At 64.0% G+C, this 21378-nt stretch carries 13 protein-coding genes; 7 read left to right on the top strand and 6 right to left on the bottom strand.

All coding sequences use genetic code 11. The features are described from left to right. Positions 1-108: 108 nt before the first annotated feature. Genes AT959_RS12095 through gyrA form a run of 6 tightly spaced genes read right to left on the bottom strand, consistent with a single transcriptional unit; the run spans position 109 to position 7735 of the window. Positions 109-948, bottom strand: a complete 840-nt coding sequence (locus AT959_RS12095) for a DNA ligase (RefSeq protein WP_066883425.1) — start codon at positions 946-948, stop codon at positions 109-111. Further along, a complete protein-coding gene (locus AT959_RS12090; RefSeq protein ID WP_066883423.1) occupies positions 948-1829 on the bottom strand; it encodes a prephenate dehydrogenase in 882 nt (293 codons plus the stop codon). The genes AT959_RS12095 and AT959_RS12090 overlap by 1 nt, the downstream gene beginning before the upstream one ends. Beyond that, positions 1830-2918, bottom strand: a complete 1089-nt coding sequence (gene hisC / locus AT959_RS12085) for a histidinol-phosphate transaminase (RefSeq protein ID WP_066883421.1) — start codon at positions 2916-2918, stop codon at positions 1830-1832. Positions 2919-2927: 9 nt separating this feature from the next. Next, positions 2928-4019, bottom strand: coding sequence for a prephenate dehydratase (gene pheA / locus AT959_RS12080; RefSeq protein WP_066883419.1), 1092 nt, complete (start codon positions 4017-4019; stop codon positions 2928-2930). Between the two features lie 6 nt (positions 4020-4025). Further along, complete coding sequence (serC, locus tag AT959_RS12075) at positions 4026-5111, bottom strand: 3-phosphoserine/phosphohydroxythreonine transaminase (RefSeq protein ID WP_066883417.1); 1086 nt, start codon at positions 5109-5111, stop codon at positions 4026-4028. After that, a complete protein-coding gene (gyrA, locus tag AT959_RS12070; protein WP_066883415.1) occupies positions 5111-7735 on the bottom strand; it encodes a DNA gyrase subunit A in 2625 nt (874 codons plus the stop codon). The genes serC and gyrA overlap by 1 nt, the downstream gene beginning before the upstream one ends. 97 nt (positions 7736-7832) lie before the next feature. On the opposite strand from gyrA, the gene AT959_RS12065 reads away from it, so the two are divergent. From AT959_RS12065 to AT959_RS12035, 7 genes are all read left to right on the top strand, one after another. After that, positions 7833-9167, top strand: a complete 1335-nt coding sequence (locus tag AT959_RS12065; RefSeq protein ID WP_066883413.1) for a TRZ/ATZ family hydrolase — start codon at positions 7833-7835, stop codon at positions 9165-9167. A gap of 56 nt (positions 9168-9223) precedes the next feature. Then, positions 9224-9877 carry an OmpA family protein gene (locus AT959_RS12060; RefSeq protein ID WP_066883411.1) on the top strand — a complete coding sequence of 218 codons (654 nt, stop codon included), beginning with the start codon at positions 9224-9226 and terminating at the stop codon, positions 9875-9877. 65 nt (positions 9878-9942) lie between these two features. Beyond that, entirely contained in the window at positions 9943-12135 is a 2193-nt protein-coding gene (locus AT959_RS12055; RefSeq protein WP_066883409.1) for a patatin-like phospholipase family protein, read from the top strand. 40 nt (positions 12136-12175) lie between these two features. Continuing rightward, positions 12176-12520: a hypothetical protein gene (locus AT959_RS12050; RefSeq protein ID WP_066883407.1), complete on the top strand. Its 345-nt coding sequence runs from the start codon at positions 12176-12178 to the stop codon at positions 12518-12520. A gap of 28 nt (positions 12521-12548) precedes the next feature. Next, on the top strand, positions 12549-15254 hold the full coding sequence (locus tag AT959_RS12045) for a PD-(D/E)XK nuclease family protein (RefSeq protein WP_066883406.1): 2706 nt from the start codon (positions 12549-12551) through the stop codon (positions 15252-15254). A 117-nt stretch (positions 15255-15371) separates the two neighbouring features. Beyond that, complete coding sequence (locus tag AT959_RS12040; RefSeq protein ID WP_066883404.1) at positions 15372-17963, top strand: sensor domain-containing protein; 2592 nt, start codon at positions 15372-15374, stop codon at positions 17961-17963. Continuing rightward, the gene (locus AT959_RS12035) at positions 17963-21364 is read left to right on the top strand and encodes a UvrD-helicase domain-containing protein (RefSeq protein WP_205629906.1); all 3402 of its coding nucleotides are present in this window, start codon (positions 17963-17965) and stop codon (positions 21362-21364) included. Before AT959_RS12040 ends, AT959_RS12035 begins: the two co-directional genes overlap by 1 nt. Positions 21365-21378: the final 14 nt, after the last annotated feature.

Raw genomic sequence — 21378 nt, 5'->3', positions numbered from 1 at the left:
AACATTAATTCTATCGCATTGCACCAATTTGTCCCAGTCTAGCTTTAGTCATAGAACCTCATGCCAATGCGATCCTTGATGAATTTATCGGGCTGATTCCCCTGAAAATCACTCCCCACGAACACGCAAAAAAGTCGCAAACCGGGGCAGCCCATTTGCCGTAAACTCCCGATGACCATAAGTCACCACCGTACCAATCTCAGGCGGATTACGGCGTTGTTCATCGGTAAACCCTGAACCCAGATAAAACTCCTTACCATCCGGCATCCGTACTCGCAGAGCCCCCAAGGCACCGACATACTTTCCCTTGCCAGGTTTGTAGCCAACCACCTCCGCCTCGGCATCATCCCAGGGTTTCATTTTGAGGAGCACGTCGCTACGTCCGGTCTGGTACTCGGCGTCGGCATGGTGCAGTATCAAGCCTTCGCCGCCGGCCTTAACGACCTTACTGAAGTGTGTTTGCAAAGCGCTGCGGTCGACTACTGAAAACTGCTCAATTTCACGCAGCCATGGGACACTGGCCTGGCGAATTATTTGCCGAATGGCTTCGGCACGCTCCCTGAAGCTACCAGCAGCGCCAGGGAGTTCAAAAATCATGTAGCGAACTTGCCGCCATCCTGCGTCATCCGGTGAGTCGCGGCGAACGGCACCGGAAAGACGTTCGAAACTGCCCCGCCCCATCCACAACTCACCATCGAGCGACTCTTTGGGCAACCCATCCAGAAACCAGCGTGGCGCTTGAATTTCCTTGCCACTGCGAAAGCGGAGCGTTGTGCCATTCCATATCGCACGGACGCCATCCAGTTTTTCGCTGATCAAATAATGGGAAACGTCAACTTGCCCACGGTAGGTTTGCCCCAGCAGGATAGCCGGCGGCTCCGCGGCAAATGTATAGAGCGGCTGGACCAATGCGAGCCCGAGCAGCAAGGCACGCAACAGGCGTGACATCAGTTGTCGCCCGCCCAGCTTCGCCGCGCCTGGCGGGCGATACCGAACACCTCTTCGAGCCGCTCGCCATCGTTTTGCGCCAGGGCCAGTCGCAGTTCATCGAGTTGCGCCCGGTAACTGTCGAGTTCACCAAGCAGGGCCGCCCGGTTGGCAAGACAGATGTCGCGCCACATTTCCGGATGACTGGCCGCGATGCGGGTGAAATCGCGAAACCCCGAGGCGGCGAAGGTGAAGAACAGGTCGGCATCCTCGCGGACCGCTAGGTCGTGCACCAAGGCATAGGACAGCAGGTGCGGCAGGTGGCTGACTGCGGCAAATACCCGGTCGTGTGCTTCCGGCGCCAGTTCGTAGATATCGGCGCCACAGAGGGACCAGGCGCGCTTGATGTGATCGAGCGCATCGTCGCTGTTTTCAGGCAAAGGAGTGACAACCACTTTCTTGCCCTGATACAGATCCCAACGCGCCGCAGCCGGGCCACTGTTTTCCGCCCCGGCGATCGGGTGGGCCGGCACGAACTGGCTGATCTTGTCGCCAAAGGCGGCCCGTGCCGCGGCAACGACATCCCCTTTGGTTGAACCACCATCGGTGACGATGGTATTCGGCCCCAGGTAAGGTTCGATGCGCGCAAAAATCTCCGGCATCTGGGCCACCGGCGTGGCGACCAGAACGATGTCGGCTTCCTCGATTTCGTGCGTCGGGTTGATCCCGGCCCGGTCGATTACGCCGAGTTGCTGAGCGGCACGCAGGGTAGCAGGCGTCCGGCCGAAACCGACCACCTCTTCCACCGCACCGGCTTCCTTGAGGGCTAGCGCAAAAGAACCGCCAATCAGGCCGGTGCCAAAAACAACGACTTTGCCGAACTCGGGCGCATGCGCGGACATTTAGAGGGCTTTCTCCAGCGCCTCCAGGAAGCGCGCATTTTCCGGCTCGGTGCCGATCGTCACCCGCAACCATTCGGGCAAGCCGTAACCACCGATCGGCCGGACAATCACGCCTTGCTGCAGGAGCTTCTGATTGACCGCCGCGCCGTCGCCGGCCCTGAAGGTCACGAAGTTGCAGAACGACGGAATGTATTCGAGGCCAAGGCGCTGCAGGCCGGCAACGATCTGCGCCATGCCACGGCGGTTCAGTTCGTAGCTCTCGGCAATGAACTCATGGTCATCGAGTGCAGCCAGTGCGCCGGCCAGGGCCAGGTTGTTTACATTGAACGGCTGGCGGACGCGGTTCATCAGGTCGGCGACCTCGGCCGAAGCCAGGGCATAGCCAACGCGCAAGCCGGCCAGACCGAAAATCTTCGAGAAAGTGCGGCAAACCACCAGATTCGGGAAATCATTTATCCAAGCAGCCGTATCGGCCCGCTCCTCGGGCGGCAGGTACTCGTTGTAGGCTTCGTCGAGCACGACGACAACATCCTTCGGTACGCTTTCCAGGAAAGCGCGCACTTCCGGGTAAGGCAGGAAGTTGCCGGTCGGGTTGTTCGGATTGGCGATCCAGATGATCCGCGTATCCGGCCGAATGGCGGCGCGCATCGCTTCCAGATCGTGACCGTAGTTCTTGGCCGGCGTGACGATCAATTCGGCGCCGGTCGACAGCGTGGCCAGCGGGTAAACCGCAAAGGCATGCTGGGCAAACACCGCCGAACGACCGGGCGCGAGGAAGACTCGGGCAACCAGATCGAGTACATCATTCGAACCGTTGCCGAGCACGACCTGCCCCTGGGCGACGCCGGAACGCTCGGCGACGGCCTTGATCAGATCGAACTGGTCCGGGTAACGCTCGACCCCGTTGATCGCCGCCTCAACCGCCTTCTTGGCTTTCGGGCTGACGCCCAGCGGATTTTCATTGGAAGCCAGCTTGACGATGCTGTCGACCGGAATGCCCATTTCTCGGGCCAGTTCGGTGATCGGCTTGCCCGGCTGGTAAGGCGAAATGGCGCGGACGTAGGAGAGCGCTTGTTCGGCGAGGCTCATGAACTTTCCTCAGTAAACGGCAACCGGATAGGAGCCGAGGATTTTCAGGTAGGCGGCGCGGCCGGCCAGTTCGTCGAGCGCGGCCTTGACGGTCGGATCGTCGCGATGGCCGTCGATGTCGACATAAAAAACGTACTCCCACAAGGCATGGCGTGCCGGGCGGGATTCCAGGCGGGACAAGGAGACACCGGTATGCGAGAAGGGCAGCAGGAGTTCGTACAGCGCGCCCGTCCGGTTCGGGGCGGACATGATCAGCGAGGTCTTGTCGCGCCCGGAAGGACCCGCATCGTGCTTGCCAAGAATCAGAAAGCGCGTCGTATTATTCGGCTCGTCCTCTATGTTCTCGGCCAGACGCGGCAGGCTGTAGCGCGTTGCCGCGGCTTCCCCGGCAATCGCCGCTACCCCGGCTTCCTCGGAGGCCTTTTGCGCCGCCTGGGCATTGCTGCCGACCGAGATACGCTGCGCGTTGGGCAACACCCGGTTCAGCCATTCGTGGCACTGGGCCAGCGACTGGGCGTGCGAATAGACTTTGGTGATCTTGCTCAGATCCGTCTCGTTGGAGAGCAGGTTCTGGTGGATACGCAGCACCACTTCACCACAGATCTTCAACGACGAGCCGAGCAGCAAATCCATCGTCCGGCCGACCGCCCCTTCGGTCGAATTTTCGACCGGCACCACCGCATAGTGGGCATGAGCCGATTCGACTTCACGGAAGACATCGTCAATCGAGGCCTGCGGCAACAGGCGCGCCGCGTGGCCAAAATGCTTGGTCGCTGCCGATTCCGAAAAGGTGCCGAGCGGCCCGAGGAAAGCCACGCCGAGCGGCTGCTCGAGCGACAGGCAGGCCGACATCACCTCGCGGAAGAAAAAAGTAATGCCCTCGTTCGGCAACGGCCCAGGATTGGCATCCTGCAACCGGCGCAGAACCTGGGCCTCGCGCTCGGGGCGGTAGATATGCCCCGCTTCGCCGTGCTCAGCCTTGATCTCGCCGACCTTTTGGGCGCAACGGGCGCGCTGGTTGAGGAGATTCAACAACTCGGCATCGATACCGTCAATTTCGGCGCGGACGCCGGCCAGAGCCTTCTGCAGATCGTCGCTCATCGTGGGTTAACCGTTGCGCTTGGCGAAATCGTTCATGAAGTCCACCAGCGCCTGCACACCGGCCAGCGGAACCGCGTTGTAGATCGAGGCACGCATGCCGCCGACCGATTTGTGGCCCTTCAGGGAAACCAGACCGGCTGCCTTCGATTCGTCGAGGAAAGCCGCATCGAGTTCCGGCTGGGCCAGCGTGAATGGCACGTTCATCCGTGAGCGGCAATCCGGATCGACCGGATTATGGTAAAAGCCGGCGGATTGATCGATAGCCTCGTACAAAATACGTGCTTTTTCGGCGTTGACCGCATCAATCACGGCCAGACCGCCCTGCTTCTTCAGCCACTGGAAAACCAGACCGGCCATATAGATACCGTAGGTCGGCGGCGTATTCAGCATCGAGCCGTTTTCCGCCATCACCGCGTAATCCATCACGCTCGGGATGGTCAGCGGCGCCATGCCGAGCAGGTCGTCGCGAATGATGACCAGGGTCAGGCCGGACGGACCGATGTTCTTCTGAGCGCCGGCGTAAATCAGGCCAAACTTTTCGACCGGCACCGGCCGCGACAGAATATGCGACGACATGTCGGCGACCAGCGGCACCCCGGTATCGGCAATGCGCTGGGCGGGAATTTCGATGCCGTGGATGGTTTCGTTGGTGCAGACGTGCAGGTAGGCGGCAAAGGGGTCGAGCTTGATTTCCTCGGCCGTCGGCAGACGGTTGAAGCCGCTGCTTTCGGTCGTTGCCGCACAGCGCACGTCACCGATGCGCTGCGCTTCCTTGAGTGCCTTCTTCGACCACGAGCCGGTAACGATGTAGTCGGCCGAACGGCCGGCCAGCAAATTCATCGGAATCTGTGCGAACTGCTGCGTCGCCCCACCCTGCAGGAAAAGCACCTTGTAATTGGCGGGAATCCCCATCAGCTCACGCAGGTCGGCTTCGGCCTGATCGAGGATAGACATGAACTCCTTGCCACGATGGCTCATCTCCATGACGCTGCAGCCAGCGCCATGCCAGTCGAGCAGTTCTTCCTGCGCCTGGCGCAGGACCTCTTCTGGCAGAGCAGCCGGGCCGGCGCTGAAATTCCAGATTCGACTCATCAGGCTTCTCCACCTTCTTCTGCATTCGGGGTCGGCACTTCGGGTGCCGCTTCGACTTCAGCGCCAACTTCGACTTCGGCCTCGGCTTCCACCACGGATTCGGCCACCTTTTCCAGGCCGGCCAGCTTCTCGCCTTCGTCCAGCGAAATCAGCGTCACGCCCTGCGTCGCCCGGCCCATGCCGCGCACTTCCGAGACGCGGGTGCGAATCAGCACGCCACCGGTGGTGATCAGCATGATTTCATCCTCATCGCCGACCAGCTTGGCGCCGACCACCGTGCCATTGCGTTCGCTGTCGGCAATGGCGCGCACGCCCTGGGTACCGCGACCGGAATGGCGGAAATCAGCCAGAACGGTACGTTTACCGTAGCCATTCTCGGTAGCGACCAGCACGGTCTGCTGATCGCTCTCGGCGACGAGCAGGGAAATCACCGACTGGCCTTCCTGCAGTTTCATGCCGCGTACGCCACGAGCACCGCGACCCATCGGACGGACATCTTCCTCATCGAACCAGACAGCCTTGCCAGCGTCGGATACAAGCACGATGTCGCTCTGCCCGGAAGTCAGCTCGACGCCGACCAGGTAGTCGCCATCATCCAGCGCGACGGCGATGATGCCGGCCTTGCGCGGGTTCGAGTAATCGGAGAGCGGTGTCTTCTTGACGGTGCCCATCACGGTCGCCATGAAGACATACTGGTCGTCGGAGAATTCCTTGACCGGCAGCACGGCATTGATCCGTTCGCCCTCTTCCAGCGGGAAGAGATTGACGATCGGCTTGCCGCGACTGACCCGACTGCCCTGCGGCGCTTCGTATACCTTGAGCCAGTAGCAGCGGCCGCGGTTCGAGAAGCACAGGATGTAATCGTGGGTATTGGCGACGAACAGGTGATCGACGAAATCCTCGTCCTTGATCGCCGCCGCCTGCTTGCCACGACCGCCGCGGCGCTGGGCGCGGTAATCGGCGAGCGGCTGGGCCTTGATGTAGCCGCCGTGCGACAGCGTAACCACCATGTCCTGCGGCGTGATCAGGTCTTCGATGCCGAGTTCGGAAGTCTGCAGGATGATTTCTGAGCGACGGTCGTCGCCGAACTGCTCGCGAATGGCAGTCAGTTCATTGACGATGATTTCGGTGATGCGCTCCGGACGAGCCAAGATGTCGAGCAGATCGAGGATCTTGGCCATGACGTCCTTGTACTCGCCGACGATCTTGTCCTGCTCAAGGCCGGTCAGGCGCTGCAGACGCAGCTCGAGGATGGCCTGGGCCTGGGCGTCGGACAGCCGGTAGCCCTGTGCCGACAAACCGAATTCCGGCGCCAGCCCTTCCGGTCGCGAAGCGTCGGAGGCGGCACGGAGCAGCATTTCCTCGACCACGGCGCTGCGCCACATGCGCTCCATCAGGCCGCGCTTGGCGTCAGCCGGCGTCGGCGCCGCCTTGATCAGGGCGATGATTTCATCGACATTGGACAGCGCGACAGCCAGACCTTCCAGGATATGGCCGCGTTCGCGCGCCTTGCGCAATTCATAGACGGTACGCCGTGTCACCACTTCCCGGCGATGCGACAGGAAACATTCGAGCATCTGCTTCAGGTTGAGCAGGCGCGGCTGACCATCGACCAGCGCCACCATGTTCATACCGAAGGTGTCCTGCAACTGCGTCTGCTTGTACAGGTTATTGAGGATGACCTCGCCGACTTCACCGCGCTTCAGTTCGATGACGATGCGCATGCCGGACTTGTCCGACTCATCGCGGATATCGGAGATACCCTCGATCTTCTTCTCATTGACCAGTTCGGCGACCTTCTCGATCAGCGACTTCTTGTTCACCTGGTAGGGAATCTCGTCGACGATCAGCGCCTGACGCCCGCCCTTTTCCATGTCCTCGAAGTGGGTGCGGGCGCGCATGATGACGCGGCCACGGCCGGTCCGGTAACCTTCACGGACGCCCATGACGCCGTAGATCAGCGCTGCAGTCGGAAAATCAGGGGCCGGGATGTAGTCGATCAGGTCATCGATCGAAATCGCCGGGTTTTCAAGCAGCGCCAGACAGCCGGCGACTACTTCATTCAGGTTGTGCGGCGGAATATTCGTCGCCATACCGACCGCGATACCGGACGAACCGTTGATCAGCAGATTCGGAATGCGCGCTGGCATGACCAGCGGCTCATGCTCGGAACCGTCGTAGTTCGGCCCAAAATCGACCGTTTCCTTATCCAGATCTTCCAGCATCTGGTGGCCGATCTTAGCCATCCGGATTTCGGTGTAACGCATCGCCGCCGCGCTATCGCCGTCCACCGAACCGAAGTTGCCCTGGCCATCGACCAGCATGTAGCGCAAGGAAAAATCCTGCGCCATGCGAACGATGGTTTCATAGACTGCGGAGTCGCCGTGCGGGTGATACTTACCGATCACGTCACCGACGATACGCGCCGATTTCTTGTAGGCCTTGTTCCAGTCGTTGTTCAACTCGTGCATCGCGAACAGCACGCGGCGATGTACCGGCTTCAGGCCGTCGCGCGCATCCGGCAGCGCACGGCCGACGATCACGCTCATCGCGTAATCGAGATAGGAACGCCGCATCTCGTCTTCGAGGCTGATCGGCAGTGTTTCTTTGGCGAATTGATCCATGTCTCACAATCGCACCGCTTGCGCGATGCCTTATTGGTTGAATTGAGCGTAATTTGTTATTTTAACACGCCCCAACATAGAGCCGACGCCGTTTTCCATGACAACAACACCCGAAGCAATCGACCTTCTGATCGAAGCCCGCTGGATCGCTGCGGTCGCCCCCGATGTTGTGCTCAAAAACCACGCCGTCGCCATCCGCGACGGCCGTATTCTCGCCGTCCTCCCCGGCAGCGAAGCCCGCCAGCGCTACCTGCCCGACCAGCGCGTCACACTGGAAGACCACGTCCTGATCCCCGGCCTGGTCAACCTGCACACCCACGCCGCGATGTCGCTGATGCGCGGCATGGCCGACGATCTGCCGCTGCACGACTGGCTGCAAAAACGCATCTGGCCCGCCGAAGCCGCCCACGTCTCGGCCCAGTTCGTCTACGACGGTACCCGGCTGGCCTGCGCCGAAATGCTCAAGGGCGGCATCACCTGCTTCAACGACATGTACTTCTTCCCGGAAGCGGCAGCCACGGCCGCCCGTGAATACGGCATGCGGGCGACGCTCGGTATCACCACCCTGGAATTCCCGACCACCTACGCCAGCGATGCCGATGATTACCTGAACAAAGGCCTGGCCGTCCGCGAAAAACTGCTGAACCAGCCGCTAATCAACTTCTGCCTTGCCCCCCACGCGCCCTACACGGTTTCCGACGGCACCTTCGAACGCGTACTGACCCTGTCCGAACAACTGAATCTGCCCATTCACTGCCACATCCACGAGACGCGCCAGGAAATCGAGGACGGCCAGCGGCAAAATGGATTGGCACCACTTGAACGCCTGCACCAACTCGGCCTGCTCGGCCCCAGCTTCATCGGCGTCCACGCCGTGCACCTGAGCGAAGGCGAGCTGCAACTGCTGGCCGAAACCGGCAGCTCCATCGCCCATTGCCCGACCTCCAACCTAAAGCTGGCGAGCGGTTTTGCCCCTGTGGCAAGAATGAGACAACTGGGCATCAATGTCGGCCTGGGCACCGATGGCGCCGCCAGCAACAACCGACTCGACCTGTTTGGCGAAATGCGCCTCGCTGCCCTGCTCGCCAAAGGCAGCACCGGCGACGCCAGCGTCCTGCCGGCCAACGAGGTGCTGCGCATGGCGACACTCAACGGCGCCATCGCACTCGGCCTCGGCGACGAGATCGGCTCGATCACCCCCGGCAAGGCCGCCGACCTTTGCGCGGTCAGCCTGGGCGCTATCGAAAGCAAGCCGTGCTTCGACCCGGTGTCACATCTGGTACATGTCGCCGGCCGAGAATGCGTCACCCACGTCTGGGTGGCCGGAAAGTGTTGCGTAGACCACAAAACACTTCACCCAGCCGACCAAAATGACTTGGAATCGACTATTGCACTATGGCAAAATAGGTTGGAAGTCCGCTGGGAGGCCTAGTTCTAGGCTGAATTGCGGGTTAAAGATTTTCAAATTTTCTTCAACGAGGGAAAACAATGATCAAGAACATCGCCAAGAAGTCGCTGGTTCTGGCCCTGCTGGCCGGTATCGGCTTTGCTGCCACTGCCCAGGAACGCGTATACGTCATCGACCAGCGCGACGTCGTCGCCAAGAGCGGCTTCGGCCTGTGCTGGCGTACCGGTTACTGGACCCCGGCTGCTGCCGCCAAGGACGCTGCCGGTTGCGAATGCGACAAGGACCTGCTGCCGGCCGAAGTTTGCGCCCCGAAGACCGCAGCTACCGGCGCCGCCGTGGCTGGCCCGAAGCCGACCGGTGAGAAGATCACCGTCGCCGCTGACGCGCTGTTCGACTTCAACAAGGCTGTGCTGCGTCCGGAAGGCAAGGCCAAGCTCGACGAACTGGTCTCCAAGGCCAAGGCGATCAAGCTCGAAGTGATCCTCGCCGTTGGCCACACCGACCGCATCGGTGGTGACGCCTACAACCAGAAGCTGTCCGAGAAGCGCGCTGCCGCGGTCAAGGAATACCTGGTTGCCAAGGGCATCGAAGCCAACCGCGTCTACACCGAAGGCAAGGGCGAGAAGCAGCCCGTGACCGGCGACAAGTGCAAGGGCACCACCAAGTCCAAGGCGCTGATCGACTGCCTGCAGCCGGACCGTCGCGTCGACATCGAAGTCATCGGCACCAAGTAATCCGCCGACGCTTCAGCGAAAAGCCCCGCCCAGCGGGGCTTTTTTTTGCCATACAAGGGGTTCTCATGCCTAACACGTCCTCACTGCTTCGTTCGCTGATGCTGGCCGCTCTGCTCATTGTTTGTGGCGCCCAGGCCGCCGAGCTACCGAGCCGGCCACGTATCGGCCTGGTCCTCGGCGGCGGCGGCGCGCGCGGCGCGGCGCACATCGGCGTGCTGGAGGTGCTGGAGAAAATGCGGGTGCCGGTCGATTGCATCGCCGGGACCAGCATGGGCGCCCTGGTCGCCGGCTCCTACGCCGCCGGCCTGTCGCCGGCCGTGATGCGCGAGCAACTGGGGAAAGCCGACTGGAACGACATGTTCATCGACAACCCGGATTATTCGGAGATGAGCTTTCGTAACAAGACGATGTTGCGCAATTACCTGCCCGGTTCGGAAACCGGCATTACCTCGGAGGGGGCGCGCTATCAGCCGGGTGTCGTCGCCGGCCAGAAGATCAAGCTCTTCTTCAACCAGCTGGTGCGCGCCAACCAGGGCGAGCGAAATATCGAGGATCTGCCGTTGCCGCTGTCGATCATCGCCACCGACATCGGCAATGGCGATCGGGTCGTTTTCCGCGATGGCAGCCTGACCAAGGCGATGCGGGCGAGCATGTCGGTGCCCGGCCTGCTGGCGCCGGTCGATCATCAGGGGCGCAAGCTGGTCGACGGCGGCCTTGTTGATAACGTGCCGATCAGCGAAGTCAAGGAGCGCTGCAAGGCCGACGTGGTGATTGCCGTCAATGTCGGTTCGCCCTTGCTCAAGCCCGAGGAGGTCGGTTCGCTGCTGAGCGTCTCGGCGCAGATGGTCAATATTCTGACCGAACAGAACGTGACGCGTTCGCTGGCCCAGTTGACGCCGCAAGACGTCTACATCAAGCCGGACCTGAACGGCATCAGCGCCGGCGATTTTCCGCGTCATGCCGAAACCGCCGATCGCGGTCGGGTTGCGGCCGAGGCCCTGATCCCCCAACTACAGAAGCTGAGCCAGCCGGAAGCGGTCTATTTGGCGTGGTGGCAGGGCATCGAGGGCGCGCCACGGGTCTCCCCGGTCATTGACGAGGTTGAGGTGGCCGGCTTGAAGCGGGTCAATCCGGCCGTGGTCGAACGGCATCTGACGCTCGGTAACGGGACGAAAGTCCGGCCCAACGAAATCAATCGCGACCTGCTCCGCATGTATGGCGACGGCTATTACGAGGCGGTCGATTATAGCGTGCTGACCCAGCGCGACCGCAACATCCTGCGCGTCATGCCGCTGGAGAAAAGTTGGGGACCGGATTATCTGCGTTTGGCGATGCATCTGGAGGCTGATGCGTCGAAGGGTTCAACTTTCGGTCTGCGGGCCGCCTATCACAAAACTCTGATCAACCAGTTGGGCGGCGAGCTGATCGCTTCGGTCGATGTCGGTAACGTCAACCGGTTGGGCGGTGACTACTACCAGCCGCTCGATGCGGCACAGCGCTATTTCGTTGAAACCACAGCCTTGACCGAACAAACGCGGACCACGGTGTTCCAGAACGATCAGCGGATCGCCCAGTACAACGTCTATCAGTCGGCCCTCGGCGTCTATGGCGGGGTCAACGTCGGCCTGCTTGGCCAGATCCGCATGGGCTGGCTGGAGCGCAAGCGGCGGGCCGAGTTGGATACCGGGACGCCCTCGTTGCCGGACGGCGACGTGACCTTCGGCGGGGTCCGTCTGGCCCTCGATTTCGACCAGATGAACCGGATGTACTTCCCGACCGATGGTTGGTCGGCCCGCTTCGTTTACTTCGACTCGCAACAATCTGGCTATTCCCGGATCGATGGTCAGTTGCAGGGCGCCATGTCGTGGGGTAATACCGTGTTCAATGCACGCGCCAGCTACTCCGGATCGCCGCGTGGTCAACTGCCGATCTACGATGCAGCCAGCCTGGGCGGTCCTCAGAACCTGAGCGCCTATGCCCAGGGCCAGATCATCGGTGACGACATCGCTTATGCCGGCTTGCGCGCCGAACAGATTATCGGGCGGCTGCCGCTCGGTTTGCGCGGTGACATGCGTCTGGGCATCTCGCTGGAAGTCGCACGGGCCGGCTATCGCTATACTGAAACACAGCGTGACGGCCTGCTCGATTCGCTGGGCCTCTATGTCGGCGGCGAAACCCCGCTCGGGCCGGTTTATTTGGGCATGGCCTATTCGAGCAGCGGCGTTTCCAACTTCTTCCTTTCGATTGGCGTCAAGTGATTGGCTATCCGTTGCCGATCTGTGAATCAGTGGAGAAATCATGAAGACACTATGCCTCGTTATCGCCAGCTGGTTGCTCGGCATCGGGTTGGCCATCGGCCAGCCCGAGGCGGTAGCGCCGGCTCGGCCAACGGCCAAGCCGGCAACGCCGGCACCTGTGCCGGCCGTCGCCGATTCTGCGGCTAAACCGGCGGCCCCTGCTCGGCCGGCCATGCCCGGCAAGCCGGCCGCCGAGGCCAAGCCTGCGCCGGCGAAGCCAGCCGCACCGCCCACGGCATCGTCGGCGAGCAAGCCGGCGACCCCGGCTGCGCCAGCCAGCAAGCCAGCCATGCCGGTCGCTCCGGCCAAACCGGCCAAACCGGCACAGCCAGCTGCGGTCAACTGACCTTTTTGGCCATTTTTCCGGAGTCGTTGTGAGCCAGTCTTTATTCCTCTGCGCCACCACCCGCCTTGCCCAGACCTTGCGCGGCGAGGTGCCGGGCGGGCAGGCGGTGTGGCGGACCCGGCCGGCCCTGACCCTTGGCCAGTGGCTGGCGACGCTGGCCGACGAGGCGCAGCTGACCGGCATTGCCGAGTTGCCGGTCGCTCTCGATGCCTTTGCCGAACGGCTGCTCTGGGAAAAAGTCATTGCCGCTGCGTTGACCGAAGCGGCGCCGCTCTTCGATATCCAGGGCATGGCCTCCTCGGCCGCCGAAGCGCATGCCCTGAGCCAGGTCTGGAATGTTCAGCCGGCGGAAAGCGCGCTGTCCGACGAAGCCCGGCTCTTCATCGGTTGGCAGGCTGAATTCGAAAAACGCTGCCGGGCCGCCGGCTGGATCGATGCAGCCGGGCTGCAGCGGCGCCTGATCGAACTGATCGAGGCCGGCCATTTCACCTTGCCGGCGACGATCAGCGTGGTCGGTTACGATCGCCATACGCCGCTTGAACTGCGTTTGCTGGCGGCCTTGCAGGCGCGTGGTGTCAGTCTTGAAAATGGGCAAAAAACGGCCGTCGACCGCCGCACCGAGGAAATTCCCTTGGTCGGTGGTCAGCGTCGCGGCCTGGCCTGTGCCGACGTCGAGGCCGAATGCGTGGCCGTCGCTGCCTGGGCCGCGGCGCAACTGCGGGCCAATCCGGCGGCCCGGCTCGGCATCGTCGCCCCCGATCTGGCCGGCGTGCGCGACCGGCTGGAATTCCAGCTCGACGATGCCTTGCACCCGGCACTGATTCGCCCCGATGCGGCGGAGGTGCAGCGCAGCTTCAATTTCTCGCTCGGTCGGGCGCTGGCCGATCTGCCGCTGATCCGCGTCGCCCTCGATTTGCTGGCCCTCGGCAGTAGTCGGGCCAAACTCGAACAAAGCCGTTTTTCCGCCTTGCTGTTGAGCAGCGGCTGGTCGGCGAGCGATGCCGAGGCGGATGGCCGGGCCCGGCTCGATGTCGCGTTGCGCCGTGACTTGCCGTATTTCACCACCTTGCCGGCCCTGATCCGGCTGGCTGGTCGGCTGGCCGACAACGAGCCGCCCCTCTGCCCGCAGACGATGGCGGCGCTTGAGGCCCTGCTCGTCGCAGCCGACAGCGCGCCGCGCAAGCTGCTGCCCGGTCAGTGGGCCGGCGTTTTTCGCCAGTGCCTGAAAGCGGCCGGCTGGCCCGGCGACCGCGAACTGTCCAGCCATGAATTCCAGGCCCGTCTGGCTTTTGCCGAGGTGCTCGACGGCTTTGGCCGTTTCGATGGCCTGCTCGGGGCGCAGGCTTTTGCCGAAGCGGTTCATCGCCTGGCACAACTCTGCCGCCAGCGCATCTTCCAGCCGGAAACGCGCGGCCGGCCGGCGATCCAGGTGCTTGGCGTGCTCGAAAGTGCCGGCCTCGAATTCGACGCGCTGTGGGTGATGGGCATGAACGACGACCTCTGGCCGCCGCCGCCGCGCCCCAATCCGCTGTTGCCGGCCGAGGCGCTGCGTGCCGCCGGGGCGGCACATGCCAGCGCCGAAGTCGAGCTCGATTTTGCCCGGCGCGTCCATGCCAGGCTGTTGCTGGCGGCGCCGAGCGTGACCTTTTCCTGGGCGCAGGCCGACGGCAACCGCGTGCTGCGGCCCAGCCCGCTGATTGCCGGCATTCCGGCCAGCCGCGAGCCGGCCGGCGAGGTGAGTAGCCTGGCCCGGCGACTGGCCGGTGCCGCCGGGACGGCCTGCGAGCAACTGGCGGATGCCGTGGCGCCGCCGGTGGCGGAAGGCGAAAAGGTCTCCGGCGGCAGTTGGCTGCTGCGCGCCCAGGCGATTTGCCCGGCCTGGGCCTATTACCAGTTCCGGCTCGGCGGCGAGGCGATGGAAAAACCGGTCGAAGGGCTCGATCCGGCGGCGCGTGGCACGCTGGTTCACGAGGCGCTGGAAGCCTTCTGGACGGCGGTTCGCTCGTCGGCGGCGCTCGCCGCGTTGGGCGAGGCGGGCCGTCGGCCGGCGATCGCCACGGCGGTCGACCAGGCACTGCAGAGCTTCGAACTGGATCGGCGCCTGACCCTGCCGGCCCGTTTCCGCGCCCTGGAGGCGGCGCGCCTGGCCCGCCTGCTCGAGGTCTGGCTGCAGGTCGAAAGCCGGCGCGAGCAGCCGTTTGACGTGCTCGCCTGCGAACAGGCGGCCGAGGTCGAGATCGAGGAAATCAAGGTCAAAATGGTCGTCGACCGCATCGATCAGTTGGCCGACGGCCGGCAGGTGATCATCGACTACAAGACCGGCGCCAGCATCGACACCAAGAACTGGGCGGCGCTCCGCATCACCGAGCCGCAGTTGCCGATCTACGCCGCGCTGGTCAATGAGGACGTGGCGGCCGTCGTCTTCGCCAAGGTACTGCTCGACAAGCCGGCTTTTACCGGCGTCGCCGACGAAAAGGACATCCTGCCCGGCGTCCAGGGTATCGGCGACGACAAGCAGAAAATTTTCGATCCGGCCGAGTTCCCCGACTGGGTTGCCGTCATCACCCATTGGCGCGAACGACTGCATGCGGTGGCGAGGGAGGTCAGGCAAGGGCAGGCCGGGGTGATGTTTGCCGATGAAAAGGCCTTGCAGTATTGCGAGGTGCTGCCGCTGCTCCGCTTGCCGGAACGCCGACGGCTGCTGGCAATGGCGCTGCAACCGGCGGATGGCTGAACTTTTCTCGCGCCGGCCTGTGGATTAGTGCCATCGATTTTCACATTGTGTCGCAGTAATGGTACTTTTCGCCTTTCGCACGTCATTAATTAACCGTTTCCCGAGCCACCGCCCATCATGTGTTCCCCCGACCATTTTGCCGCCCGCCTGCGCGAGCTGGAAGCCGACAAGCAGCGCCTGCAGGCCGAGGTGGCCCGCCTCACGGCTCTGCTTGGGCCCGCCGCGGGCACCGGCCCCGTTGCCACGGCCGATCGTTACGATGCCCAGGCGGCGCATTGCCTGCCGCTGAGCATTCTCGACAACATGCCGGCGATGATCGGCTACTGGGACACGGAGTTGCATAACTGTTTCTGCAACCAGGCTTATTCGACCTGGTTCGGTCTCGAGCCGGCCCAGATTGCCGGTCGCCATATCCGGGATGTGATCGGCGAGGAACGCTATCAGCTCAACCTGCCCTACATCGAGGCGGCATTGCGCGGTGAAGCGCAAGCCTTCGAGCGGGCCATTCCGTCGCCGGATGGCAAGGTCGTCCGCAATGCGCTGGCCGAATATGTGCCGGATGTGGTCGATGGCACCGTGCGCGGATTTTTCGTCCAGGTTTCCGACATCAGTTCGGTCAAGCAGGCGCAGCTCGATTTGCGCGCCAGCGAGGAAAAGTTGCGCGGCTTGTTCGAGCTGTCGCCGCTCGGCATTGCCTTGACCGACATGAACGGCCGTTTTATCGAATTCAACGAGGCCTTCCGCAAGCTCTGCGCCTATGACGCCGATCAACTCAAGGCGCTCGATTATTGGCAACTGACCCCGGAAAAGTACGCGGCGGAAGAGGCCCGGCAACTCGATGCGCTGGCCCGCAGCGGGCGCTATGGCCCCTACGAGAAAGAATATCGGCGCCAGGATGGGAGCCTGGTACCGGTCCGCTTGAACGGCGTGCTGGTCGCCGGCGCCGATGGCGAGCGCCACATCTGGTCGATCGTCGAGGACATCAGCGAGTCGCGCCGGCTCGAGGCCGACCGGCGGGTGGCGGCCAGCGCCTTCGAGGCGCAGGTCGGCATCATGGTGATCGATAGCGAGAGGCGGATCGTCAAGGTCAACCGGGCACTGGTCGAATCCAGCGGCTATGCCGCGGACGAGTTGCTCGGCCAGACGCCCAGCCTGTTCCGCTCCGACCGGCACGATGCGGCCTTTTATGCGTCGATGTGGCAGGGCCTGGCGCAGGCCGGGGTCTGGGAGGGCGAAGTCTGGGACCGCCGCAAGGATGGCGAGGTCTATCCCAAGTGGGTGAGCATCACGGCCGTCAAGGGCGAGTCCGGTGAGACGACGCATTTCGTGGCGACTCATATCGATATCAGCGAACGCAAGGCGGCGGAACAGGAAATCCAGAATCTGGCCTTCTACGATCCGTTGACCGCCTTGCCCAACCGGCGGCAACTGCGCGACCGTCTGCACCATGCGCTGGCCCTCAGCGTCCGCAATCAACTGCGCGGTGCCGTGCTCTTCATTGACCTCGATAATTTCAAGACCCTCAACGACACCCTCGGTCACACGGCGGGCGACTTTTTGCTGCAGGATGTCGCCCGCCGCCTGGCCAGTTGCGTGCGCGACGGCGATACCGTGGCCCGCCTCGGCGGTGACGAGTTCGTCGTGATGCTCGAAGGCCTGGACCTCGACCCCGGGGTCGCGGCCGACCAGGCGAAAGCGGTCGGCGACAAGATCCTCGCCGCCCTGAAGGAACCCTACCAAGTGGGCGACCACAAGTGTCACAGCACGTCGAGCATCGGCGTCGCGCTGTTCGGCAATCCGCACGACAGCATGGACGAGGTGCTCAAGCAGGCCGACATGGCGATGTACAAGGCCAAGGCGGCGGGGCGCGACGCGTTGTGTTTCTTCGACCCGGCGATGGAGGCCAGCCTGCTCAAGCGGGCGCTGCTTGAAACCGACCTGCGCCGCGCCGTCGAGGAAAAGCAGTTCCTGCTCCACTACCAGGCGCAGATTGCCGGCGGCGATCGATTGACCGGCGCCGAAGTCCTGCTCCGCTGGCAGCATCCCGAACTGGGCATGGTGTCGCCGGCCGACTTCATTCCGCTGGCCGAAGAAACCCGGCTGATCGTGCCGCTCGGCCAGTGGGTGCTGGAAACCGTGTGTCGGCAGTTGGCCGTCTGGGCATGCCGGCCGGAGCTGGCGCATCTGACGATTGCGGTGAATGTCAGCGCCCATCAGTTGCGCCTGCCCGACTTCGTGGCCCGGGTGCTGGCCGTGCTGGTGCAGAGCGGGGCCAATCCGCAGCGCCTGAAACTGGAACTGACCGAGAGCCTGCTCGTCCATAACGTCGAGGAAGTGATCGGCAAAATGTCCGAACTGAAAGCGGCCGGCGTCGGTTTCTCGCTCGACGATTTCGGTACCGGCTATTCCTCGCTGAGCTACCTGAAACGCCTGCCACTCGATGAGCTGAAGATCGACCAGTCCTTCGTGCGCGATGTGCTGGTCGACCCGAACGACGCGGCGATCGCCCGGACGGTGGTTGCGCTGGCCCGCAGCCTGGGCCTCGGCGTCATCGCCGAAGGGGTGGAAACTGCGGCGCAGCGCGACTTTCTCGCCGCTTCCGGCTGCCATGCCTACCAGGGCTATTTCTTCAGCCGGCCGCTGCCGCTTGAGCAGTTCGTCGCCTTCGCCGAGAAATTTGCCGCTGAACTCGAGGATGCCGGCCCCTGATGACTGATTCCGCCACGATGCCGGCGACCATGGAATCAACGGCTGGTCCTGGGGGCGACCGCCTCGAAGAGGATAAAATCGCCCGGCTGCGGGCGCTCGAAATTGCTTCCTTCATCGTCGAGGCGCCGGCCGGGGCGGGCAAGACCGAGCTGCTGACCCAGCGCTACCTGCGCCTGCTCGCCGTCGTCGACAATCCGGAAGAGGTGCTGGCGCTGACCTTCACCAACAAGGCGGCGACCGAGATGCGCGACCGCATCCTCGGTAGCCTGGAGCGCGCGGCGAGCGGCGAGCTGCCGGAACAGGCGCACAAGCAGCTGACTTTCGATCTGGCGACCAAGGTGCTGGCCCACGACGCCCGGCTCGGCTGGAGCCTGCTCGGCCACCCCGGCCGCCTGCGCATCACGACGCTTGATGCGCTGTGCGCCAGCCTGGCCCGGCAGATGCCCTACCTCAGCCGTTTCGGCAGCCAGCCCGGGGTCAGCGATGATGTCGCGGCACATTACGCGACGGCGGCGCGGCGGACGCTGGAAATGGTCGAGGGCGACGGGGCCGATGCCGGGGTGGTGGCTGAGGCGCTGGCTTTCATGGACAACAACGCCGGCCGCCTGGAAAAGCTGCTGGTCAGCATGCTCGGCCGGCGCGACCAGTGGGTGCAGCACGCGACGCGGATCGAAAGCGGCGCCATGCAGGCCGAAGTCGAGGCCGGCTTCGCGGCGCTGATCGAGCGCGATCTGGCGCAGGTCGGGCGCTTGCTCGACAGCGCCTGGCAGCAGCGCCTGATGCCGCTCGCCCGCTTTGCCGCGGCCAATGTGCCGGAGGTGCTGGAGCCGCTTTTGGACTGGTCGACGCCGTTGACCGCAGCCATCGACGATCTGCCGCGCTGGCAGGCGCTGGCCAGCCTGCTGCTGACAGGCACCGGCACGCTGCGCAAGGCGCTGAACAAGAACATCGGCTTCCCGGCCGGCAAGGAAGCGGCGACGCAAAAGGAGGCGATGGGCGAACTGCTCGCCGATTTGGCCGGCTTGCCAGGTATCGAAGACAAACTCGGCGTCCTCGGCAAGCTGCCGCAGCCGGAGCTGAGCGCCGCCGAATGGGCCACCGTCGAATGCTTTTCGCGCCTGCTCCGGCTGGCCGCCGGCCAGTTGTGGCTGGCCTTCCAGGAAGCCGGCGAGGTCGATTTCATCGAAATCGCCGCCCGCGCCGGGCTGGCGCTCGGCGACGACGAGGCGCCGACCGATCTGGCGCAGGCCCTCGATTACCGCATCCGCCACCTGCTGGTCGACGAATTCCAGGACACCAGCCCGAGCCAGGTCGGCCTGATCGAGAAACTGACCCGTGGCTGGATGCCGGACGACGGTCGGACGCTGTTCGTGGTCGGCGACCCGATGCAGTCGATCTACCGCTTCCGCAAGGCCGACGTCGGGCTTTTCCTGCGCTGCCGCGAGCGCGGCATCGGCGACATCCGGCTCGGCCACCTGCGGCTGTTCCGCAACAACCGCTCCTATCCGGGCATCGTCGATTGGGTCAATACGGCCTTTCCGAGCATCTTCCCGGCCGCCGACAGCCCCGAGGCCGGCGCCGTGCGCTATGCCGAATCGGCGGCGACCCGGGCGGCACGAGCCGACAGCGGGGTGATCGTGCATCCGGTGATCGAGCGCGATGGCTCGGATGCCATCGCCGAGGAAGCCCGCCAGGTGCTGGGCATCATCCAGCAGGCGCGACGCGAGGCGCCAGAGGAACGGGTCGCCGTGCTGGTCCGCGCTCGTAGCCACCTCGATGCACTGGTCGGCGAGATTCGCCGCAGCGCGCCGGAGCTACGCTTTCAGGCGGTCGATATCGAAGGCCTGGATGGGCGCCAGCATGTCCAGGATCTGCTGACCCTGTTCCGCGCCCTGCAGCATCGTGCCGACCGCGTGCATTGGCTGGCCCTGCTGCGCGCTCCGTGGTGCGGCCTGACCCTGTCCGACCTGCACGCGCTGGCCGCCGACGACAAGAAACAGACGATCTGGCAACTGATGCAGGACGAAACCCGCCTTGCCCGCCTGTCCGACGACGGCCGGCAGCGCCTGCGGCATGTGCGCGCGGTGCTCGACCTGGCCTTCGCCGGCCGTGCCCGCCTGCATCCGCGGCGCTGGCTGGAAGGGGTCTGGCTGATGCTTGGCGGACCGCGTTGCCTGGAAGCGCCGGAGGCCTTGAACGATGTCGCCGCCTTCTTCGCACTGGTCGACAAGCTGGTCGCCGCACGCAATCTGAGCGCCGAGACGCTGGCCGCCCATGCCGCCGAGCTTTATGCGCCGTCCGACCCGCTCGGCGATGCGGTGCAGATGATGACGGTGCACAAGTCGAAGGGCCTCGAGTTCGATACCGTGATCCTGCCCGGCCTGCACCGCGAGACCGGCGGCAACGAAAGTAGCTTGCTGCTCTGGGACGAAGTGGCCGGGGCCGACGGCGCCGAGCATCTGCTGGTCGCGCCGATCAAAGCCAAGGGGGCGGGCAGTGAGCCGACGGCCTACGACTACCTGAAGAAACTGGAAGCCGAACGCGCGGCGCACGAAGATGAGCGTTTGCTCTACGTCGCCGCCACCCGCGCCATCCGCCGCCTGCATCTGGTCGGCATCGCCGTTGCCGACGCCAACAAGGACGACGGCCTGAAAGCGCCGGCTGCCGGCACGCTGCTCAAGCTGCTCTGGCCGGGCGTCGCCCAGCCGGTCTTCGCCGCGGCACTGGCCGGCCTGGTCACGGCCGGCGAAGCCGCCAGCAGTATCGATCCGGCCAGCTTCGTACCGCCGCTGGTCCGCCTGCGCGACATCGAATTGGCCGATGGCCTGCGCCAGATTCCCGGCGGCCTGCGTCCGGCCGGCAACCCGGTCGATCTCGACGTGGCGGAAAGCGGCCTGTCGCTCGAAGCCTCGGTCGGCACGCTGGTGCACCGCTGCCTCGAACTGATCGCGAAAAACGGCCTGGAAAGCTGGTCGACCGCAAGGGTCGCCAGCTTGCAGCCGGCCTACCGGCGCTGGCTGCTCGCCCAGGGCCACGGCGAGGCCGAGGCGGAGAGCGGGGCAGGGGAGGTGGTCGCTGCCCTGAGCCAAACGCTGGCCGGCGATACTGGCCGCTGGCTGCTCGCCGACCACCCCCTGGCGGCGGCCGAAGAAGCCTGGAGCAGCAGCGATGGCGGGGCGCCGGTCAACCACATCATCGACCGCATTTTCGTCGCCGATGGCTGCCGCTGGATTATCGACTACAAGACGGTACGCCTGCCAGATGACCAGCTGGCGCAGCGGGCTGAGACCTACCGGCCGCAATTGGCGCGTTATGCCGGCCTGTTCGCCGGCGACCCGCTGCCGCTACGCCTGGCGATCTATTTTCCGTTGCAGGGGCGGCTGATCGAACTGACCGGCTGAGAATTCTGCAAAGT

This window comes from Dechloromonas denitrificans, assembly GCF_001551835.1.
In the GTDB taxonomy this organism is placed as follows: Bacteria; Pseudomonadota; Gammaproteobacteria; order Burkholderiales; family Rhodocyclaceae; genus Azonexus; species Azonexus denitrificans.
This window is presented reverse-complemented; position numbering and strand designations above follow the sequence as displayed.